29 protein-coding genes and 1 tRNA gene are annotated in these 20,174 nt (G+C 52.6%); 6 read left to right on the forward strand and 24 right to left on the reverse strand.

The window, feature by feature from the left end; translation table 11 throughout:
- Nucleotides 1–58: 58 nt before the first annotated feature.
- The 22 genes from ACERY3_RS21235 to ACERY3_RS21340 all read right to left on the reverse strand — a co-directional run bounded on the left by ACERY3_RS21235 (nt 59) and on the right by ACERY3_RS21340 (nt 15,333).
- Nucleotides 59–1,723 carry a ShlB/FhaC/HecB family hemolysin secretion/activation protein gene (locus tag ACERY3_RS21235; RefSeq protein ID WP_373226419.1) on the reverse strand — a complete coding sequence of 555 codons (1,665 nt, stop codon included), beginning with the start codon at nt 1,721–1,723 and terminating at the stop codon, nt 59–61.
- Between the two features lie 611 nt (nt 1,724–2,334).
- Entirely contained in the window at nt 2,335–3,174 is an 840-nt protein-coding gene (locus ACERY3_RS21240; protein WP_373226483.1) for a DUF4942 domain-containing protein, read from the reverse strand.
- A gap of 82 nt (nt 3,175–3,256) precedes the next feature.
- Nucleotides 3,257–3,460: a DUF957 domain-containing protein gene (locus ACERY3_RS21245; protein ID WP_048796333.1), complete on the reverse strand. Its 204-nt coding sequence runs from the start codon at nt 3,458–3,460 to the stop codon at nt 3,257–3,259.
- A gap of 29 nt (nt 3,461–3,489) precedes the next feature.
- Complete coding sequence (locus ACERY3_RS21250; RefSeq protein ID WP_373226420.1) at nt 3,490–3,981, reverse strand: DUF5983 family protein; 492 nt, start codon at nt 3,979–3,981, stop codon at nt 3,490–3,492.
- Nucleotides 3,978–4,355, reverse strand: a complete 378-nt coding sequence (locus ACERY3_RS21255) for a TA system toxin CbtA family protein (protein WP_373226422.1) — start codon at nt 4,353–4,355, stop codon at nt 3,978–3,980. Before ACERY3_RS21255 ends, ACERY3_RS21250 begins: the two co-directional genes overlap by 4 nt.
- A 96-nt stretch (nt 4,356–4,451) precedes the next feature.
- Entirely contained in the window at nt 4,452–4,826 is a 375-nt protein-coding gene (locus ACERY3_RS21260) for a TA system toxin CbtA family protein (protein ID WP_373226423.1), read from the reverse strand.
- Between the two features lie 50 nt (nt 4,827–4,876).
- Entirely contained in the window at nt 4,877–5,233 is a 357-nt protein-coding gene (locus tag ACERY3_RS21265) for a type IV toxin-antitoxin system YeeU family antitoxin (RefSeq protein WP_373226425.1), read from the reverse strand.
- A gap of 51 nt (nt 5,234–5,284) precedes the next feature.
- Nucleotides 5,285–5,929 (reverse strand): antitoxin of toxin-antitoxin stability system, encoded by a 645-nt coding sequence (locus tag ACERY3_RS21270; RefSeq protein ID WP_373226426.1) that lies wholly within the window; start codon nt 5,927–5,929, stop codon nt 5,285–5,287.
- Nucleotides 5,930–5,944: 15 nt separating this feature from the next.
- Entirely contained in the window at nt 5,945–6,166 is a 222-nt protein-coding gene (locus ACERY3_RS21275; protein ID WP_373226427.1) for a DUF987 domain-containing protein, read from the reverse strand.
- Nucleotides 6,167–6,185: 19 nt separating this feature from the next.
- Nucleotides 6,186–6,665 carry a DNA repair protein RadC gene (radC, locus tag ACERY3_RS21280; RefSeq protein ID WP_373226428.1) on the reverse strand — a complete coding sequence of 160 codons (480 nt, stop codon included), beginning with the start codon at nt 6,663–6,665 and terminating at the stop codon, nt 6,186–6,188.
- An 11-nt stretch (nt 6,666–6,676) separates the two neighbouring features.
- Entirely contained in the window at nt 6,677–7,147 is a 471-nt protein-coding gene (locus ACERY3_RS21285) for an antirestriction protein (RefSeq protein ID WP_373226430.1), read from the reverse strand.
- A 161-nt stretch (nt 7,148–7,308) separates the two neighbouring features.
- The gene (locus ACERY3_RS21290) at nt 7,309–7,542 is read right to left on the reverse strand and encodes a DUF905 family protein (protein WP_373226432.1); all 234 of its coding nucleotides are present in this window, start codon (nt 7,540–7,542) and stop codon (nt 7,309–7,311) included.
- A 55-nt stretch (nt 7,543–7,597) separates the two neighbouring features.
- Nucleotides 7,598–7,819: a hypothetical protein gene (locus ACERY3_RS21295; RefSeq protein ID WP_373226433.1), complete on the reverse strand. Its 222-nt coding sequence runs from the start codon at nt 7,817–7,819 to the stop codon at nt 7,598–7,600.
- Between the two features lie 84 nt (nt 7,820–7,903).
- Nucleotides 7,904–8,416, reverse strand: a complete 513-nt coding sequence (locus ACERY3_RS21300) for a DUF4234 domain-containing protein (RefSeq protein ID WP_373226434.1) — start codon at nt 8,414–8,416, stop codon at nt 7,904–7,906.
- Nucleotides 8,417–8,475: 59 nt separating this feature from the next.
- A complete protein-coding gene (locus ACERY3_RS21305; RefSeq protein WP_373226435.1) occupies nt 8,476–8,946 on the reverse strand; it encodes a hypothetical protein in 471 nt (156 codons plus the stop codon).
- A gap of 45 nt (nt 8,947–8,991) precedes the next feature.
- Nucleotides 8,992–9,303: a hypothetical protein gene (locus tag ACERY3_RS21310; RefSeq protein WP_373226436.1), complete on the reverse strand. Its 312-nt coding sequence runs from the start codon at nt 9,301–9,303 to the stop codon at nt 8,992–8,994.
- Nucleotides 9,304–9,362: 59 nt separating this feature from the next.
- The gene (locus ACERY3_RS21315) at nt 9,363–9,665 is read right to left on the reverse strand and encodes a hypothetical protein (RefSeq protein WP_373226437.1); all 303 of its coding nucleotides are present in this window, start codon (nt 9,663–9,665) and stop codon (nt 9,363–9,365) included.
- A 48-nt stretch (nt 9,666–9,713) separates the two neighbouring features.
- Nucleotides 9,714–10,220 carry a hypothetical protein gene (locus tag ACERY3_RS21320; RefSeq protein WP_373226438.1) on the reverse strand — a complete coding sequence of 169 codons (507 nt, stop codon included), beginning with the start codon at nt 10,218–10,220 and terminating at the stop codon, nt 9,714–9,716.
- On the reverse strand, nt 10,217–10,942 hold the full coding sequence (locus ACERY3_RS21325; RefSeq protein ID WP_373226440.1) for a helix-turn-helix transcriptional regulator: 726 nt from the start codon (nt 10,940–10,942) through the stop codon (nt 10,217–10,219). The genes ACERY3_RS21320 and ACERY3_RS21325 overlap by 4 nt, the downstream gene beginning before the upstream one ends.
- Nucleotides 10,943–11,241: 299 nt before the next feature.
- A complete protein-coding gene (locus ACERY3_RS21330; protein WP_373226442.1) occupies nt 11,242–11,538 on the reverse strand; it encodes a hypothetical protein in 297 nt (98 codons plus the stop codon).
- A 346-nt stretch (nt 11,539–11,884) separates the two neighbouring features.
- On the reverse strand, nt 11,885–12,853 hold the full coding sequence (locus ACERY3_RS21335; RefSeq protein ID WP_373226444.1) for a hypothetical protein: 969 nt from the start codon (nt 12,851–12,853) through the stop codon (nt 11,885–11,887).
- A 1,667-nt stretch (nt 12,854–14,520) separates the two neighbouring features.
- A complete protein-coding gene (locus ACERY3_RS21340) occupies nt 14,521–15,333 on the reverse strand; it encodes a hypothetical protein (RefSeq protein ID WP_373226445.1) in 813 nt (270 codons plus the stop codon).
- A gap of 285 nt (nt 15,334–15,618) precedes the next feature.
- Between ACERY3_RS21340 and ACERY3_RS21345 the strand changes: the two genes are divergently transcribed.
- The 5 genes from ACERY3_RS21345 to ACERY3_RS21365 all read left to right on the forward strand — a co-directional run bounded on the left by ACERY3_RS21345 (nt 15,619) and on the right by ACERY3_RS21365 (nt 18,350).
- On the forward strand, nt 15,619–16,188 hold the full coding sequence (locus ACERY3_RS21345) for an inovirus Gp2 family protein (RefSeq protein ID WP_373226485.1): 570 nt from the start codon (nt 15,619–15,621) through the stop codon (nt 16,186–16,188).
- Between the two features lie 149 nt (nt 16,189–16,337).
- Nucleotides 16,338–16,601 carry a helix-turn-helix transcriptional regulator gene (locus ACERY3_RS21350; protein WP_373226486.1) on the forward strand — a complete coding sequence of 88 codons (264 nt, stop codon included), beginning with the start codon at nt 16,338–16,340 and terminating at the stop codon, nt 16,599–16,601.
- Between the two features lie 289 nt (nt 16,602–16,890).
- Nucleotides 16,891–17,313 carry a putative zinc ribbon protein gene (locus ACERY3_RS21355; RefSeq protein WP_373226446.1) on the forward strand — a complete coding sequence of 141 codons (423 nt, stop codon included), beginning with the start codon at nt 16,891–16,893 and terminating at the stop codon, nt 17,311–17,313.
- Complete coding sequence (locus ACERY3_RS21360) at nt 17,301–17,714, forward strand: putative zinc ribbon protein (RefSeq protein WP_373226447.1); 414 nt, start codon at nt 17,301–17,303, stop codon at nt 17,712–17,714. The genes ACERY3_RS21355 and ACERY3_RS21360 overlap by 13 nt, the downstream gene beginning before the upstream one ends.
- Before the next feature lie 87 nt (nt 17,715–17,801).
- Nucleotides 17,802–18,350 (forward strand): inovirus-type Gp2 protein, encoded by a 549-nt coding sequence (locus ACERY3_RS21365; protein WP_373226448.1) that lies wholly within the window; start codon nt 17,802–17,804, stop codon nt 18,348–18,350.
- A gap of 60 nt (nt 18,351–18,410) precedes the next feature.
- On the opposite strand, the gene ACERY3_RS21370 is transcribed toward ACERY3_RS21365, so the two are convergent.
- Together ACERY3_RS21370 and ACERY3_RS21375 are read right to left on the reverse strand one after the other, a co-directional pair.
- Nucleotides 18,411–19,061 (reverse strand): hypothetical protein, encoded by a 651-nt coding sequence (locus ACERY3_RS21370; protein WP_373226449.1) that lies wholly within the window; start codon nt 19,059–19,061, stop codon nt 18,411–18,413.
- On the reverse strand, nt 19,058–19,756 hold the full coding sequence (locus ACERY3_RS21375; RefSeq protein WP_373226450.1) for a hypothetical protein: 699 nt from the start codon (nt 19,754–19,756) through the stop codon (nt 19,058–19,060). Before ACERY3_RS21375 ends, ACERY3_RS21370 begins: the two co-directional genes overlap by 4 nt.
- Nucleotides 19,757–20,082: 326 nt before the next feature.
- On the opposite strand from ACERY3_RS21375, the gene ACERY3_RS21380 reads away from it, so the two are divergent.
- Nucleotides 20,083–20,157: transfer RNA gene (locus ACERY3_RS21380), tRNA-Gly, on the forward strand.
- Nucleotides 20,158–20,174 lie beyond the last annotated feature (17 nt).

A 20,174-nucleotide genomic window follows, 5' to 3' on the forward strand; every position in this document is an offset into this window, starting at 1 on the left:
ATCAGACGCTGCGAGAAACGAACGGGTGGGTGACGGGTATCCATAGTCGTAGAGTCTCTTAAAGCATGAAGGCAATGCGCCAGTTAACGCTCACATGATCCGGGCCGAGCCAGTCGGGGTAGCGCAGCGGCGTACCGACCGAAATCTGGCTGCTGTACCCGCGTCCTGCGCTGCTCAGCCCCACCGAACCGCCCCACAGCGTGCCGGAGGCAAAGCGGTCCTGACGGTCTTTTTCCAGCCAGCCGCCGTCAACGGCGACCGTTGCGCTTACCGCGCCAATCACCGGGAGGGTGAAGAGGGAATACCCCAGCTCGTTACGCCAGTAGCCGCCGTTGTCCCCGGACAGGTACTGCTCTTTAAAACCGCGTACGGAGCTTTCCCCGCCGAGCGTCAGGCGCTCGGCGCCGTACAGCCGGTCGGGCGACCACTGGCCGTAGGCGCTGGTCAGCCACCACGCGTTACGGGCAACAGGACGCTGGAAGCTGGCGTTCAGGCTCCATTTACGGAATTCCGCCCGCGGCATATCCCCGGATTTATTTTCGTCGGTTTCGGCATTGAACCACGGCATGCCGTGGCTCCAGGTCGGGTTGAAGGTCGCCACGCCGCCCAGCATTTTTTGCGTGTGGGTAATTCCCAGGACCAGGCTCGAGAGGTTGCGCGTGCTGCTCTTAAGCGGCGCGTCGTTCAGCCAGTTGCGGCTGGAGCGCTGAACCACGCCCGCCGCAATGCCGGTTTTGACATTCCCGTTGCGGAAAACCACCCAGGACGCGTTAAGGCGGTGGGTTTTCGTATCGCCCGTGGAGAGCCAGTTGAACCCCTGGTTACTGATGGTGGTCCGGTAGTTACTCCAGGCGTAGCTGTAGTCCAGCAGGCCGTAGCCAGACGGCACGCTGACGCCCGCCTGGAAATTCTGCGCATCGTACGCGCTGGCAAAATCGCTGCTGCGCCCGCCGCTGACAAACCATTTATCCGCCAGCCCCAGCATATTATTGGCGGTGAGCACGCCGTTAAGCTGGTTTTCACCGGTGCTCTTCTGCCCGCTATTATCCAGGCTCACGGATGCACTTAACGGAAATTCCGGCTTGCCCGTGAGATTAACGATGGAATATCCGGCCTGCGTTCCCGGCAGAATTTCAATCTGCACCGGCTCGGCGCGCAAACGGTTAATTTGCTCCATCCCCTGTTCGATATCGCGTAAATTAAGGATGCCGCCTGTCCGTCCCGGAAACGCCATTTTCAGCATGCGCGGCGTTTCACCTTCCAGACGGATCGCTTCCAGCCGTCCTTCCAGCACCACAATATTCAGCTGACCGCCGGAGAGATCCTGCTCGGTAAGAAAGGCGCGGCTGGTGATATATCCCCGGCTGATATACCAGTCAGAAATACGGGCGAGAAGCTCCGTTATTTTCGCCATATCCAGACACCGGCCCTGCCACGGCGCAACAAGGGCCTGCCGGGTTTTCGGGGAAATGAGGGTCGTGCCGGAAAGGGTAATGGTATCAATGGTGAAGCAGGGCCCGGTGCCGGCTGCAGGCAGAGGCCTGTCATGCACGGGGCGAGGGATGCTCCGCTCCAGCTCTTCACGCTGTTGCTGGTTCTGTAATAACAGTTCCTCCTGCTGCTGACGCACGGTGTCCCGGTCAGCAGGAGTAAGGGGGGCTGCATGGCTCAGAGAGCAAAAAAATAACGAGCAAAAAAAGACCGCTTTGCTGTAATAGCGCATATAAAAGGATAATATTTTTTGGTTTTCTTAATTATGCCAGCTCTGGCGCAATAGAGAATAGTCTCAAAAAGAGGGCTACTATAATTGGTAGTAATATTTGCGTTAAGTCTAAAAAAATAAAAATCCGTGATAAAGAAGAGTGTAGTTTCTGAAAGTTTTATTATTCGATCATGGTTCCTTCTTTCACAAAATATTAACTAACCTTCCCAATAATGAGATGTAAACGTCAGCGAGTAGTGCTTATTAAATTACCCGTTACACTCATCGTGCTGCAAACTCTGATGGAGTCTGATATTTCAGTGCTGAATATCGGGGCTCGCGCGATAACGTCTTTGAAGTTATCGATCAACAGCATGACGATATCTGTATGGAAAAGCGTGGACGGGGTAAAAACAATCAGAGGAAGAAAACATCAGGAAAAGCTGGAGCGGGCGAAGGGAATAGAATACAGCCAAATAATTGAAACAATTTCAACGCGTTAAAAAACAACAAAACAAACCCTATACACATTGCTATACAAAATTCGCTTCGCTTCATTTCAGCGGCAAACCACACAAGTTGGATGACCAAATCAGGAAGCCAACTACCGACCTTCTTATTCTACATCAAGTTTAGGATGGTAGTGCCCCCGGATAGTGCCGGGCGATGATGTCATTGAGCTTATCGACCAGCTCCGGCCGCTTAAAGGTGATATGAGCCGTTCCTTTCTGAAAGTATTTGATCGCAAACATCTCATCTTCATAGCGGGTGCTGTGCCTGTTAGCATGGATATGATCGCCGAGACGACGGGTAACGTCAGCGCGGTTATCGGGAACCGGCTTGCCATCCAGAAGCATCAGCATGCGCTCAAGGTCTGCCAGCCGGTCACGCTGCCAGCCCCAGCTAAGCCCAAATCCCCACCGGTCATATTTGACCAGCCCCGTCACTATTATTTTCGCGCCAAACATACAGGGGCTATTTGTCTTGAAATTCCAGCTTAAGCCTTTGAAGACGTTAATGACTCCCCGCTCAAACACCTCACCCTTGTTCAAATGCAGTTGCTCGAACGTGCTCAGGATGTTCGCTTCGCTGACCGCCGGAATATCGTCCTTTTCCAGGCTGTTGTACCACTCATCACGCGCCTGAGCGTCCATGAGCGAAAGCATCCCGGACTTTTGCATCAAATCTCGCCATATACCGCGATCGATATTGCGTGTAATGGCCTTCATCGCCACGTCTGTTTTCTCCATCAGCCAGCAGTCGTAACGGTATTGCCGCACTCCCCATTCATTGGCTTTTCCGCCGCCGATGCTGCCAGTTAGTGTCGAGATATCGTCAAGTTGTTGTATCAGCGTTTCAATCTGTGCAATCGCGGTATTACGTCCCGTGACAATACGCTCAATGCTGGTGGAGCAAATCACGTCTGCGTGGCCGGTTAATACTTCGGGTTCGGTGAGAGTAAGGTCTGACATCATTTTTATTTCCTTTATATAAAGCAAAGCACCAGCCGGTGAGGGCTGGCGCTTATGCGTGTGTAATGAGTTCGGACAGGGGTTAATCTGTTCCGGCCTTTTGCAGAAGCTGCAGATGGCGGAAATCGCGAACGTCCTGACGCGCACGTTCAATCCAGGGCAACAGCACTGCTGAATCGGTGTTGTCCTCGTCGTTGTCAAAAATCATCTCGCTGCCACAATCGATGTTGTCCTGCAGCCAGCCAATCAGAATGTTGAGTGCCGCTTCGGTGGTTAATTCTGGCATGGGAACGCCTTGTGGTGATTGAGGCTGGGTTACCAGTCAAAAGTGGCAAAGTCGGGTAGCAGTTCCCCAAAGGCATCCAGATGAATAATACCAACGGCGTAGCGACGCATAAGCGTCACGACTAACCGGCGGCAGGCTTTTGACAGTCCGAGACGTTTTAACCGCAATACCGGAAACGACCACGCCTCCAGTCGAAGCAGATAGCCGGAGCCCGAATAATGGATCCATTCAGACTCGCCAAAATCCAGATCCTGATGTGACAGTGCATACAGCAGCGAATTGTCTTCCGCCGTGATGTGCGCGGTGCTGCAGCAGATCCCCGGTAATGACGTACAGGGGGGCAGTGGTGATTCAACGATTGCAGTACCCGGCTCATCGGCGATCCGCAGCGTGCAGCCATTCTGGTTTACTGCGGCGATCAGTTCAGATAATTCAATGCCATCAATATCAACGACGATCCGGCCCATGTTGAGAGCCAGAACGTTGATGGCGTCGGCTTCCACGTTAACGGACAGCTTCACAGGACCTCCCCGCTGTATTTACCGGTGGTGATGTCGGTAACGGCTTTATACCCGCTGCGGGTCATCAGCCCGGTGGCTTTGCGGGCGCGGAGAATATCGATACTGGTGAGAAGCGGCGACTGTGTTTCTGCGTTAAAACCGCGACGATCGGTGCGTACCAGATCGTATTTCTCCACGATAAAATTCACTGCGTCGCACAGTGAGATACCAGCGTCGATATGCTCCTGAATTACGCCATCGTTGCCGAAAGGTGTGTCGTTGAGCGTCAGAGCGTAGTGACGATCCAGCAGGTGGCTCAGAAGCTGCTGCCAGATCTCCAAGGGAGACGGGCGTGGTGAAGCCTCCCGCGTTTGGGATAGTGCCTGGGTTTGCATTGGGTTTACTCCATTAATAAGGCCGCGCCAGCCGTTACAACAACGGATACTGGCACGGCGGATCGCCTGTACCAGACGAAGGTGTGATGGCGGGCGTTAGCTTCTGGCTGACGACTGACCGCTGATAATGAGGGAGGCGCTGTTGCCTGCCAGACCCACGGCTTTCTGGGCGTTCCGGATATCTGTGGATGTGAGCAGCGACGAGCTGAACAGAAGTGATTTTCCCCGGTTATCAGTACGCTCCAGCTCGTCGTCTTCAACCACTTCGTTCAGGGCGTCAAGCAGCGAATCACCGGCATCAATGCATTCCTGAATGGTGCCGTCATCGCCAAACGGCGTATCGTTGAGCGTCAGGCCATAATGACGTTCCAGCAGGTATGTCAGGAGGCGCTGCCACACGGTAATCGGTGACACAGGCGATAACCGCTCAATCTCAGCGGCCCGTTTTGCGGAAACAGGATAAATTCTCATCGTGGGATCTCTTTGTAGATGGGTAAAACGAGGGTAAGTAGTAAGAAGGTTTACGAAGTTGTTATTGGGGTCGGATAAATCGCCAGGTACACGTAACCATGCGAGCCGAGGCTGTCGGCGTCGCAGGTCAGCCCTTTTGCGTAGAGCGTAACGCAGTGCTGGTGTCGGGGATTGAGTTCACCGGAAACCAGCATCAGTTCAAGTTGTTTGAGCAGCAGCGGAAACGCCTGGTCGAGATGGCGTAAATCCGCATCGCTGAAGGTTCCGTTGATACTGGCGCGGTCGGCCAGGTAATGCAGCCGGTTGCCCTCCTGTACCAGGCGGGCGCCAAAACACGGGGTAATCTCGCGCTGAAGCCCCCATCGCGGTGCGTCCATGTTGTCATTTGTAGCCGGGATATCTGGCATGGTTAAGCCTCGCTAAAAAATGGATTAAGGAAAGGTTAAAGGTGATGTCGTTCAGCCGAAGCGCTGGCCGGATTCGGTGAAGGTGTATTCACCGTCGATGATGTCGTTGTCAACAATGGCGGGGGATGTCTGCCAGCTGTATTCGCTTTCCAGCCAGTCGTATAACCAGCGGGCCAGCGCCCGGATGGCTTCGGTTATCGCCTCCTCACTGTCTGTGGTCATGTCCTGCCCGGAGAGGCTGTGGCGTTCGACCGTGACGGTCATACAGGATTCATGGATATGCAGGCCGTGATGACGGATCGTGGCGCGAAGCTCGCCGCTGTTGTGCAACTGGATGGTCTGCAGTAAATCGGCGATATGGTGAAGGTCAGCGTCTTCAGTATAATGTTCCCTGATCCGGTATACGGCCTGCGGTTGGTAAGCATAATCACCCTCGAAAGCCGCGCCGCTGCCCTGATGGCAAAAACCGCTGAACCAGATGCAGTGGTGCTGACGGCTGCCGCCAGACAGCAAAGGGATCCTGTACAGCTTAATATCCACGCCCAGGATATTGCAGATGCCGGTGAACTCGTCAAACACGTTCTGATACCAGTCATCATTCAGCGCATGTTCGCGATACCAGTTGCGGGCGTTCTCGCGGGCCGCGTCGGAGAGTTCATCCAGCGTATATACTGTGGTGGAGATAATTCTGCTCATCGGTATTTTCCTTACTCAGTTCAGCGTGACGCAACGCAGGGCCACATACGGGCCGTTGCGGTCCTGACGGCGCTCTGCGAACACCGCCAGCACACCGCTGATATCCTGCACCTCCCGCCCGGCATAGTGGCAGACGCTGCCGGACCAGCGATATTTGCCGGTACAGAAGCGAAACAGCCGGGACTGCGGATGCTGGCGGTATATGGTCATCGCCTGACGTTTGCTGATGATTTTCAAATTGTTAACTCCTGTTGTGCTACAGCCAGCCACGCTCTGCAAACGAGGTGATCTCCATGCCGCCGATGACCAGGTGGTCCAGGAGCCGTATTTCGACCAGTTCCAGCGCTTTTTGCAGGCGTTCTGTAATTTTACGGTCGGCCTGGCTGGGTTCTGCCTCCCCGGAGGGATGGCTATGAGCGACGATGACAGCGGCGCAGTTATACTTCAGACCGGCCTTCACCACTTCGCGGGGATGGACCTGCGTATGGTTGATGGTGCCGGTAAAGAGCGTTTCGTGGGCTATCAGCCGATGCTGGTTATCGAGGAAGAGTGCGGTAAATTCTTCTCGCTCCAGTGACGCGAGCTGCAGGCGCAGCCAGTCGCGGACGACATGGCTGGAGGTAAACGACGCACCGGGTTCGCGTAGCTGGTGCTCCAGCAGGGTTAAGGCTTCCCGGATGGTCTGCTGTGCCGATGCCGGTAATGCGGCGGCAAACAGCGGTAACTGTTGTTCCATCGCGGCATACCTCAGTCAATGATGTGCATGATGGCGCTGCATTCCGCGTGGTTCAGCGCGTAGTCCCGCAGGCGGTAGTAGTGTTCGGTCATGGCGTCGCATTCGGTGCGCATGGCGTGGTGGCTGTACGCTATCAGGCAAACGGCTATCCCGGCAGCTTCGGCGCTGAGTTCACCACCGTTGCCGTTCAGGGTGTTGAACAGCGACCACGGCTCACTGTTCTCCGCTTCCGGGGCCATAAACGCACCGCCGTTGCTCAGCGTGTAAAAGTGCCAGATGCCCCCGTTGTAGTTTGCGCAGAAGCGGTCCATCCACGCGAAAACAGTCGGCTCTAAAGTGATCCACTGCGGTATTCTGCCGAAGTGCTGCGGCCAGAAGTCGATGCGCTGCTCATCGGGTACGGGCGTGGCGGCAATCTGATGCTGAGCTGCAACAGGAACGGTTGCTTCAGGGGTGAATAGTGGCAGAGTGTTGTCGGTCATTTATGTCTTCCTCATTGGGGTAATTTAACGGCATAAAAAAAGCGCCACAGGCGGTGAGCCCGGGCGCGGTTATTCATTTCGTGCGCTGTTGCTGATTTGTGTCGCGCGGTTCAGGGTGATGTGTCATATAGCCGCCGGTAACCTCCGTACCGGCTCTTTTTTTACGATTTTCTGACACCGTGGCTGAGCAGATAGCGGTTAAGCCATTCCCCGGCATTTGCTTCAAAATTCCACGCCCGCCAGATCAACTGATTATCACTGTCGCGAATGACCAGCCGAAACTGGCTCCCATGGTCGTCTTCGAGGGTTACGTTGGTGTACAGCGTGGTGACGGTGGTTGCCTGAGCGCGGGTGAACTGACCGGGCGGTAGTGGGGTATCGCCAGTGTTGTGCATCGTCATCTCCTGTTAAACGTCATAAAACAACATGCCCCACTCAGTGAGCAGGGCATCAGTGGGTTAAGTGTGTGGTAATAAGCAGCAGTATCTGCTCCATCAGGGCCGTGATTAACGCACCTGCGAGCAGGGTTGCCGTCTGTCTGGCGATATAAATGCTGTCTTCGTCGTAGCCTTCTTCACGAAAGTGGTCTTCCACAAACTGCTGTGCCCGGCTACTGGCGCACCACGTCAGCACCTGACGCAGGGCGTTGAGCACAATTTTCAGTAATGTCATTGAGTTAAATCTCAGGGGGAACGAACCCGGACGGATGGGGGCATTCACTGATGCCCCTGCCGGGTAAATAAGAGGGGAAAGGCGTTACTGCGGTGACGGGGATTCTGGCGGCACGGGAGCCTGACCATGAATAATCCGGTGTTTTGCCAGCGCCTGCGGCATGTCGTTGATACAGTACGTAATGTAGAAGACGTTAAAGGCGACGGTGTAGAACGCGTTCATTTTCAGGTCAAAGCGGAAGGTGTTCAGCGCGTAGTGGCGCAGCGCGGCTCTGGCCTTAAACGCCCAGACGATGTACATCACGCCACAGGCGAGCGACAGAATACCGCTTAAAGCCAGCAGCGTATCGCTGCCCGTGTCGTACCCTGCCAGGTCTGGTGAGGCCATCACGCCGAACTGTCGCCCGAGCCCAAAGCAGACGGCCAGCCAGATAACGAAGATATCACCGCTCACCGGGTAACCTGTGGTATCGCTGATAATCAGCTGTTTCCGGTACAGCCAGAGCAGCGGCCAGACGCCGCAGGTGGCGACAGTGAGCAGCACGAAGTTCAGCGTTGGGGTTGCCAGTCGCTGGCTGAGGGTGGAGATGTCGTTCATCGCGTATTTTTCCTTGATGGGTTTTACTGAAAATAATGAGTAATAGTGCCGGGCTGGCGCTATTCGGCGGTGAATGTCGTACAGCCGGACATATCAGCCAGCACTTTGTGGACGTTTCCGGCTGAAGGGGAAAAATGCCCCACCTTTTTGTCGTTGACGTAAAGATCAAACGAGGTGGTCTTTCTGATGGCATCAATGAACGACAGCCAGGCGTTGTCGCCGTTACGCCAGCCGAGAGAGGACGGCAGCGGGAACTGCTGGTCACCGGTGACGACGGTGATGGCGGTTTTCTCATCCTGTGAGTCGGCACCGCTGCCGTCAGGCAGGGTGAGCATGACGTGGTGTTGCAAAATGTTCTGGTCGTCAGGGTTACTGGTGCAGCTCAGATTCAGCATCACCTTCTCCGGGCTGGTGATGATGTATTCGGTGACGCCCATACCAAAGCCGCTGCTCCACATATTGGGGACAGCCTGTGCCGACATGGCAAAGGCCAGTAATCCTGCGGGCAGGATGGCGTGTATTAATCGCATGGTATTTCTCCTTCAGAGTCAATGTGTTGATGATGGCTGGTTGCGTTACATCAGTTGCTTACCCACCGCTATCAGTCCCGCCAGCCAGCCGATACACTGTGGGCCTGCGAGCCAGAACAGGCGGGCTTTGAGCAGCCCGGTCATCCCTTCGCTGGTGTATACCGCATCCGGCATCAGCCACAGTCGCAGAGCCGCGCCAGCGGTCATACCGGCCCCGGGGCCCAGCGTCATCCAGAACAGATAGCCCATCCCCTGACCAAAACTGCGAATTTCGCCGGTGGCGCTGATAACGTTAAACAGCACCACAACCAGCGCGATGCCAAAAGCAATACTGAAATACTTAATGACGAGCGCCATTAGCAGGTTCCTTTTGTTGTTGAATAATCCAGACCGGTAACGTTGTGAGCATCCGGCATTTACTGCTTACGACACTGTTGCGCCGCGCTGAGCATGTTGTTCATAAAGCCCGGCGGGACATAGCCGTACTGCTGGTTCATTTTGAGCAACTCTCCGTGGGGGTATTTCGTCTGCAGGATGTCGTAAACGCAGCCACAGATGGCGGTGGTGCCGCCACCGGATTTACAGCCCCGGATAAACTCGCTTTCGGCTTTTGACTTTTCGTCGCCACAGCCGCTGAGTGCTGCAACCGAGAGCAACAGGCAGAGCGCGGACAAAGCGCGTGCCGGGCGGAGCGCACCGCCTTTGAAGGAAATGTTCATTGCTATATCCTTGAATAAACAGAGGGTTATTAAGGTTGGTAAAACCGGTTAAAGGCTATCCTGCCGGGGTATGCCTTCATACTGCAATCCGTGGCTGATGTCGTTAACCACGGTGTCCGGGTCAAGCGCAATGGTCGCCAGATGCTTTCCGGTATCGGGACTGCCCCGGTACACATCGAGCGCGGCAAAGGGTTTGCCTTCATCGTTGCTTCCGGCTGATACCTGGTAAGTGGTATCGCCGTTGCGGACGCTAAATTCCTGCAGACTGATAACCTGGTTGCTCTGGTACGCGTAGCCTGTCGCCTGAGCCGGAACCGTGATGTCCATCTCCTTATGCTCCGCGCCGGTCCTGCCGAATGAATACGCCACCGACGGGGTGACGATGCAGATTTCAACCTCCTTTTTGTGGTTCAGGGTCTGCGCGTAAAAGACGGGCTTTGCGCAACGTAGATAATGCGCATCGCGCAGGGCGTCAGGTGTCTCTGCGTGCGCCGCAGGCAACAATGCCAGCGTCAGTCCGCAGCCCGTCAGCAGCAGGGCTGTGATGTGTTTCATGAGTTGACTCCGTTTAGTCTGTGATTGGTTTCGGGAGGGAAGCTCCGGAAGGAGTGGATAACGTTGCTGATGAAGCGAAAGTGAGGCAGCGCGGAGATAAACTCTTCGCTGGCTGTCAGGGCATCAAGCTCAGGTTTGTTGCGAAAGGAGGTTTCCAGGACCGTGACGGCATTGATCTCTTCCATCCTGAAAACCTGGAGTGTTCTGGCGCGGGTGGTGACCAGAAACCAGTTTTTGCTCTGGAAGATCAGACGGTGTGGCGCCACGGTTTCATGGCTGCGTCCGTTAACCTGCAGCGTGACGGCACGGTGGTCGCGAATGGCTTCTGCCAGCAGCAGAAATGGTGCTGACTGCGTGATAGTCGAAGGTAAGCCGCCATGCCCGATAAGACAGGGGGATATCCCTGATGTGCTGGTGAGCAACCGGATGAGTTTTCTGTTCTGAGTGGGGATGATCCCTGAAATACCCGTATTGTTGATAAAGGTGAACGTATCCGGCGAATGTGGCCGGAGTGGACGTCGGGCCAGGCGGTAAGCCCCGGCGGAATACTCAATACCCAGATGAATCAGGCGCTGCTGAAAATCCCGCTGCAGCGTACGCTCTGAGACACCAAATTCATCAGCCAGTGTTTTCAGTATCAGGGCATGGCCTGCCAGTAGCCGACTGATGATAACAGACAGCCTGACGGCCAGCCGGTCATAACGATCGTGTTGTTCTTTCATGATGAAATCAGCCTCAGGCTCTCCGTATGCTCCTGTATGTTGTGGAAAATTATGCCGTACCGGTTAGCCACGTTATGTCGTCGCTTTCTGGTGGGTAGGATAAAAATCATGACAGCAATACGCTTTTGTTAAGTGGCTGTAAGAAAAGGAATATGAGGATATTAAGACAAGGGAGACGATGTTTTCACGACACATCCTGTCGTCTTTGCCGGGGGCGCGGAAGCATAAATGATGCAGTGCTGCTTCAGAAACCACCGGGCCAGGTGCCCGGTGCTGCTTACGATTGATATCACTGAGCGTTAAGGCACATTGAAGGTATGTTCGCAGCGCGTGCAGCCATATTCATCAAAGATTGTCCCGTCCAGCTTTTCACCGGCAACAGACCCCGCCACTGCGCCAGCACAGGCGCCGGACAGAAAACCAATGAGCCCTCCGGCCAGCGTACCAACCACGGGGACGGCAGAGCCAATCAGCGCACCGGCAGAGGCCCCTTCAAGACCGGCCAGCCCCCCGGCGGTTGCGCCAATCACCCCACCTGTCTTTTTACCCACACCGCGCAGCCGGATGTCGGGCGATCCACAATCTGGACAATGCATTTTTCTCTCCTGGTTAATGGCAATAGGTAGCCGCCTGAATGAAAAGGCGGGCCGTGTTTGAATTCGAACCTGACACCAGAACAGGAAATATGGGCGTATCGTAGCGGGAGAGGCATGCACGCGGATATATTGCAGGAGGATTCAGTGAGGAGAGAGAATAACGGCATCTTCAGGGTATCTGAACCCCGGTTGTTCTTATCTGACACTTTAACCTCCGTGAGTGAAATAACAACACGGCAGCATTTCTGCTGCCGTTCTCACAGGGGTAATATAGATCTGAAATTTTTTTGAATGTCGTTTCTGGTCTGTATAATGAGCCCATTAGCCCTTTCTTGGCGTCGGGTGCTTACTCCCCGCCACAGGTTTTACGATAATGGTCATTAATCAGCGTTTCCAGCATATCGCTGATACGAACCCCGCTGCGTTCAGCCATAAAGTCCAGACGCATTTTAGTTTCGTTCTTCAGGTACGTGTTAAGTGCTTTTTTATCGGTGCGGGACTGGCGTAATTTCTGCTGGTTCCAGGCTTTGTTCAGATTGAGAAGGAATAAACGCTTTGTGTCCGGTGCGTCATCCCATAAATCCAGTGCAGCACGCAACGCAAGATTACGCTCAGCATGATTCAGTGGTGTAAACCAGGTGGTTAATCCCGGGGCTTTCAGACCCATGTAGAGGTTGCTGATATAACCCGTTTTATCCTTCTGTACTTTCTGAAGATTATTCCATGCCCACAGAACAGCATCTTCTTCATCCGGCAACCATTTTAATGGCTGAGGTTTATTGTAAATGATTTTCCACTGGTCTTTGAGTTTTTCCATCACCTGTTTCTTAAGGTGTGTCACAGGTGGCGTGGGAATGATAATGCTGTCAAATAACGTGGCAATGATGTTTACCCTCTCCCTGTGACTCACCGGAGAGACACTCAGATTCAGGCGCTGATACCAGTTCTTCGTGATGTCTGAATTTGCGGGTGGGTTTATGCCAAGAGTATAATCTCCAGCCTTACAGAGATATGCCCACAGCCATAATGCAGCTCGTTCATCTTGTCTCAGCCAGTCAAAATTCTCCTGCGGGAGAATGTTTTCTTCACGCCCAGCCTCCATATCAGACAACAGTATCGCCTGTTGCTCTTTATCCGGTATGGCTCGATTAATCAGCAGGTTTAATTCTCTTCTGCAACTTTCTGCATCCTGGCGTGGAACGTTTCTGGTGTTAATTCTGCTATTAATCATTAGCCAGTCAACATAAAAAACGCACACTCTCAGGTCCCGACTCCTGATGATGTCACTCCTGTCATTGCTGTAGTGAATAGCCATTATTAAATACCTTTTAATAAAACTACGTCGTAATGATTGTCGTAGCTACACAGTATCATGACCATGGTTGGCAAGTCACTAAAAAACACATCTGGTAGTCATCTCGAGGTAAGATTGTGTCTGTATGTAGGTTTTTATAGTGTTTTGACATGGTTTTATGGTTGTTCTTTATCTTGTTTTATTTCCTTTTAATCCCTTTATTTCTGGATTTCACCTCTGAAACTACCAGTATCAGCATGTTCATGCTTAACCTCTCACATGTCCTTTGGCACACTAACACTGTTACCCCGCCAGTGCTCATGGTTCGCATCAGGAAGCATTTTTGACATCAGGCAGGCTTACCCATTGATATTTTAATTTCATTGCTCAGAATCAGGCGCACGGCCTTCTTCGGCACATGCTGATATGGATATCAATTCTGATTAATTCACTTTACGTAATTGGTAATTTATTTGTCTTTAACTGCACGGGATAATTCCAGAGTAACTGACAGGGGTGTTTACTGTAGATAAGCACTGTCTGGCGTGGTTATCTCTATGTTATCACTACGCTGAATGTGTTGGATTGGTATTAATATATTAAAGAAGGGGTATTATCATTGATGATATTAATCAAGGGTGTGTTATCAGTAAATGGAGCATACCGAAGAGGGTATTATCCCCTGAAGATAATCACTAAGGTGATAGTACAATTGAATGGTATACATTGACACATTCAGTCAATGTATTGACTCCTGAAGGCTCAATATTAATTGATGGGTTTGCATTAAGTAATGGGTATTTACATGAATACCTGTTGGCTAATATCCACCAGAATGAAAGTGAAGATGATTGACGTCTGTAATTTAATAATCATCACTGCTTAACCGTAACCTTTAAGGTGAGTGGTCATACTTGATAAGTGGCAGGTGATTATCAACGGTTTGCTACTGGATAAATACACCTGGTCTTAACTGCAGGTATGGGGGGGGGTAATTGAATTGCAGTATCACAGCGATATTGGTGATAAGCGTTTTAAACGTTAAGTCAGTTAACTCACCTGTAGTAGTTTTATGAGCATTGTTCTGCCTGCTTGATATTAATCCTTACGATACCTGTCAGTTACAGATACTACGGTGACCAGTTATCCCTGAAAGCTTTTTGGGATATACTTGTATCTGAGTACTGATAATGCCTGTAAGTGGAGCATTATCCGTGCTGGTGATAATAGCCCTTCTTGTTCGGTGAACAGAATAGTCGTTTTATAGTGAATTAGAATAGGTGGTGATCCTGGTAATAATCGTAATCGATTTGATGAGCAATTGAGCGTTGTAGTGCTTTATACCGTTGTTACTTCCTGTAAGCCTGTATAACCGCATTGAAGATCACTACAGTGGAAATCTGTGGGTGGAATGAATACGTCGCTCCTGATGCGTTACAGCGCGTTTTAGCCGTAGTCTTGATAACGATTATTTAGCGGAATGATGCAGCGGGATAATAATATCGTTTTTACGGGATGTAAGTCAGCGTCTTTCCCGAAGAACGTGTATCCCGACAGGGCGATATTTACTCTTCAGGAGAAGAACAGACCTGGGTAATCTCCCCGCTCTTTAAGCCAGGCCAATCCACGTCGGGCAAGCCTGACCCTTCTGTAAACCTGGTAATGACTATCTCATGGGACGGGTGACTTCACCATACGGCGCTAAAGCCCTGCGTTTGCAGTCGATGGTGGGTTCGTTTCACGTAAACTGCGTCAACGAGGTCATCAGGTGGCAAGTCGCGGGTAATATTACAAATCGTCGCCAGTGCTGCATCTGAGAGTTTGAACGTTCGTGGTAATCCGTAGTGATCCCCGGTTTTTTGCATGCTGATGTTATCGAATAACTCCCTGAAGAAATCCGTCCGTGAAGGCCTGCGGGCGTTGATAATCGCCTCTGTGGCTTCATCTTTAAATGTTATCTCTACCTCCTCCATCCCCAGCGAGCGAATGATCCCGGCAATGTCAGGCCAGTAGCGGAGATCGAAACTATTGAGTCGCTGCAATTCTGGCTTCAGAAACGACTGGTAATGACCGTTACCCTCTCCGGCATCATCGATAAGCTCAGTGAGTCTAAGCATGCGTTCACATCCAAAGTGGCCGTTCTCGCATAGCTCTGCGCGTCGTTCCAGCATTTCAGCCAGTTGCATGCTCATGGCGCTGATGTTGTCATTCAGACCGACAAGCTCCTGATGATCAGCCCGCAGTGTTGCAAAACGCGCATCGGTGCCAAAGCTGCCCGCATGGATGATCTGCTCAATCAGTATCCAGAACTGTCGCCTGGTGAAGTTGCCGGATGCGATCTCCCTGTACACTACCGCCATCTCGTCATGACGTTCAATAAGCCGATTAAAAACAGGCCAGGTTGACGGCCATATTGGGTTGGCGGAATACCGCCAGTTATGAAGTTTCTCTTCCAGCAGCGTCAGTACGATCGCCGGTGCTTGTTCAACGCCAATAATCATTGTTACTCCCTCAGGTTCTCATCTGTTCATGACCATTGTTTACTGAAACCCTCCAGATGTCGGTAACGGGAAGGCTGTTTTTTCGCAGTCTTTGGGTCACCTGGCACCCGAACCGTTGTTATTTCATGGCTTCAGTCGCTGTGCTATTGCCCGTTGCGTGCTCCTGCTGTCACCGCCGATATGTCACCGCATACAGCCGTCTCTGATGAATCCGCTGAAGGTAATAAGTTTTTTTTAACGACGCCGGTAATGGTTATGAACACAAATCAACCGGAGTCCATTTCAATGAGTTACACCTACGACCCTTACTGGCAGCAACGTATCGCCGATACCTTCAACTGTGCGCTGAACGCGTACACCCGCGTACTGGCTCTGCGCGTTGACCTCCGGCTACCGGATACACCAGCCGCCACCGACGCCGCTGTTATCTCCCGTTTTACTGATTCCCTGAAAGCCCGTATTAACGCCTGTTTTCAGCGCCAGCGTCGTGAAGAGAAACGTATCTGGCCGACCACGCTGCGTTTTATCTGGGCGCGGGAGTTCGGTGAAATCAAAGGGAAGAAACATTACCACGTGGTGTTGCTGCTGAACCGCGATACATGGTGCGGACCGGGGGATTACAACAACCCGGACAAGCTTGCCGGGATGATTAAACAGGCCTGGTGCAGTGCCCTGCAGGTGGATGCTGAAGCTCACGCGGTGCTGGCCCGCTTTCCGAAAAGCCCGGTGTCCTGGCTGACGCGCGGCAATACCACAGAGCTTCAACAGGCACTGGCGCAGGCCGCCTATCTTGCCAAACGTGAAACCAAAGTGACCGGCGACGGTGAACGTAACTTCGGCTGCAGCCGGGGCTGAACGTCCATTCCGCAGGCCTGGCGAGACGGACCAGGTAATTTTTAACAGCAGCACCTTATCCTCTGAGGAAGTCCCGGTGCATCCCATAACGCCCTGACCGGACGCCTCCCGATAACCATGACGAGGATACCAGGGAGATAAACACCATGATGACACAGACGACGAATAACACTCACGCCAGCGCCACTGCACTGATTTGCGCAGAAGACCCGCTTATCGATATGGCCTTCATCACGACATACACCGGCATGACTGACAAGTGGTTCTACCAGCTGATGAGCGAAGGAAAATTCCCGAAACCGATTAAATTAGGGCGTAGTTCCCGCTGGTACAAAAGCGACGTGGAAATCTGGATGCAGCAGCGCATTGCGGCTTCACGTGGCACCTGGACATGGAGTGAGAAAGCAGCATGACGCAACGACGCCGTAAAAAGCCAGAGAACCTCCCCGTTCGCTGGACCTGCCCGGACTGCCACCGGCGGTACTGTGGCGAGAAACCCTGTGCTTACTGTTACCGTCCCCTTCGCGCATCAGCGTAGCGGTAACGCCATGACTGACTGAAAGCCTGCGATGACCCCGACGCAGACCGCTCTCCACAGATTCAACCTGTTAACGCTTCACTGACCCGCCATTCGCCCCTGCCACGCTGCCCGTTCCGGGACGGCTGACGCCTGCGTGTCGTCTGGCGGTAAGGACCTGAACGATGTATGCAAAATCCTTTATGGCCCTGGACGGCAATGACCGCCTCATGGGAGCCAGAACCGCGCAGACCGCGCCGTATGACCGCTATCGCTGTCACCTCTGTGCCAGCGCCCTGCAGTACCACCCTGAATACCAGACAGGACGCCCGTGGTTTGAACACAGGCGAGATGCGCTGACGGAGAACGGGGGACAGTACTGCCCGTATGTAAATCCTGAACTGAAAGAAACCCGCCATGTCCGGCAACTGCAATGGTATGTACCGGAAGCCCGTCCGCTGGTTTACCACGCCGACTGGCACTGCGACGGCTGCGACAGCGATTACCACGGTGAGCGTTACTGTCTGGCCTGCCGGACCGGTGAATACAGTCAGGAGCGGGCTGATATGGCCGCCAGCACACCGGAGGTCACGGCATGCGCATGCTGAAATGTTATCTGGCGAACGATGCCTCTGGCCGCTTTGTGACAGCGGACGATGCGGCGAAATCGCACGGTGGTGTATGGACCTGTGCGTCCTGCGGCTGTGTGCTGTGCCTGCAGACCACTTACGGTGAGAAGCCCTGGTTTGAGCACGACCAGCGGACGGTGGCTGAAAATGTGCTGATGAACTGCGCCCACCTCGACCCGGAGATCAAAGCTGAAGCCCGCTACAGGAAACTGCGCCGCCTTATCGGCGGGCTGAATGCGCCGGTGCTGTCGCTGGCGTGGTACTGCGCATGGTGCGGTGAGCACTACCGTGGTCAGAAATATTGCCACTGGTGCAGAACCGGTATTTACAGCATCGAAGAGTCGGTCTGGCTGATGAATTACTGCTGCAGCACGGGCTGAAATAAACACATACCCCGGCACCGCTGCGTTCAATGACGCTGCTCCGGCAGCGCTCTCCCCTGATTGACCTATAAGAGAACATCACTTGTGAAATATTGTCTTACTGAAACGGCCGGAGTTAACCACACCGATGCCGTCAGCGCCCGTACATTTCTGCAACAGGCCGTTGACCATTACCCACGGCTGGTGGCCTTCAGCTTTACGCTGGTGTTGCCGTACCGTGAAACCATGACCGATTACCACGCGTTGATTTTGCGATTTCATACCGAAGTCTGGCAACGGATTGGAGAATATTCACGGGAACGCCAGCAGGAGCGCCGACATTCACCGCCCACTATCCTGCGCTGGTTGTGGGAGTCGGTCAGTGCGCCAGAATGCAAAATGGTGCTGCTGCTCAATCTCGATACGCTGGGGAGAGTCCTGGATGAAAGTGTTCAGCAGGCGATAAGCGAAATGCTCAGAGAAGCATGGCTGACGGTTACCGGCGTCGATCACAATGGCATCACCAGCATGACGCCGATGATTATCAACCGCACTGGCCGGGGAACCTTCACGCCCCCCTTTAACCAGTTGAAAGTACAGGTACAGGCCATGGAGGTGCCGGTTGCAACAGCACGGACTGGGGCCTCGGGGTAAACACATTGCACTGTGATAAAAAGGGCCGCCCTGTGCGACCCTGTGTGTGCTTAAAGCATCTTACTTTTTGGTTTCGTGCGCGAACAATCTTGCCAGATGAGCATTGATTTTTTCAGTCAGTAAATTGCAGGCATCATCCTGTGCAATCTCTTTAAGCTCCAGAGCAAAGCCAATAGCCTTGAGATTATCGTCGTCGGATAAGTGCACTTGTGAATCAGTTTTCGGGTAGCCGTCGTAATTGTCCCACAGTTTATATGGCGACTCATAAGTTTTTGTGTCTTTTGTCACAGAAAACAAATACACATTGAGATAACTCGTTGAGTCTTTAGTCGAAACGAGTAATTCTGTCGCAAGTGGCTCTTCATGGGGATCGTACGATTCCGGAAATTGCTCCATACGAAATTCACTGTCGGTCACCAGTCGGAAGTCGAGTACGAAATCCTCACCAGATGGCTGTGTACCTCGTTCTTGCTGATAGCTAAAAACAAATGAAATATCCATCGCCGGAAGAAAAGACCACTTCCAGTACATCAAAGGGTCCAATGGGTTTTTACGTTTAGATGGCAGATTATCAGAACCCCATACCTTCCAGCATACAAATGTAGTTTCTAGCCTCTGCGCCGTTTCATTGATTACCGGCAAAATTTGCTGGTAGTACGCCGCACAAATGCGGTGCGCCTGGCGCACAACGCTGAATGAATCAGACATCATTGTTTTCCTTGTAAAAAAGAGACATTATCGGGAAGCGATTGTGAAGACAGGAAGTGCTGGAAAGGTTTCCAGGGACGTAACGGCTCACGAATACCATACAATGCAAGCGCATGCAGACAATCGCCCACAATTCGCTTATCTGCCGTGGTCGGCCATTCCCATTCAGGATGTTGCAGCAGCGTTCTTACACGGTTCCACTCGATACCGTGGAACTTTACACTGTCAAAAAAGCTCTCCAGCGCTTCAGCTAACGACACAAAATTTTCCGGCAAATTCCCCAGTGCCAGGAAATGGAGCTTCGTATCGTTTTCATCGCTGTTTTTCCAGGCATAAATTTCCTTGCACCACTGCTGCTGATATTGCATTCCACCTTCGGGCGGTTTGACCTCAACGATCAGTGTCGCGAACTTAAACGTCAGTACTACATCAGGCTCAGCAAGGTTCTCTCCGTCAGTAATCCACGTGGTAACGGCTCCATCAATCACATCGGGGAAATCGTATCGGGGCCAGAACTGTATGGTATCCAGTGCTCCCCAGTCACGGGTATTGAGGCCCAGCAGAGAGGACAGGATGTTGTGCTGAGCCTCGTGAGAGAGATAGCTGATTCTTCCCCAGAAAGCGGCTGTTAATAAATCCTCATAGCGCTGAAACACAGAGCGCCAGCTTTGCGACTCGACCTCATTCAGCAGACTCACGCGTCTGGCCTTTCCGTTTAAAATAGCATGTAGCATTCATGTACCCTGTTATCGTCTTGATTCTTCAGTTCCTGCGGTAAGTTAAGCCCAGACATGTACAATCTCTGCTGTCTGGGATTTCTCATTCACGTTTAGAAATATAACGCCCGCTTGCTATTCGAACCGACCATAACACCGGAAGGGTATACACAACCAGACGACAAAAGTCGCCGCGCCGCACGCCTGGCGGAATAATGGCAATTGTGTAACTCTATGATAATGAGTGTGTCATTGGATGTTCAGCGAGTTGCGTAACTGTATTTCCCGTTCTTAAAAAAAGCCTTATAGCGGTCATCGTATAATGGCTATTACCTTAGCCTTCCAAGCTAATGATGCGGGTTCGATTCCCGCTGACCGCTCCATTTTTTGCCTTCTGGTC

This window comes from Enterobacter cloacae complex sp. ESBL7 (genome assembly GCF_041679625.1).
Lineage (GTDB): Bacteria > Pseudomonadota > Gammaproteobacteria > Enterobacterales > Enterobacteriaceae > Enterobacter > Enterobacter asburiae_B.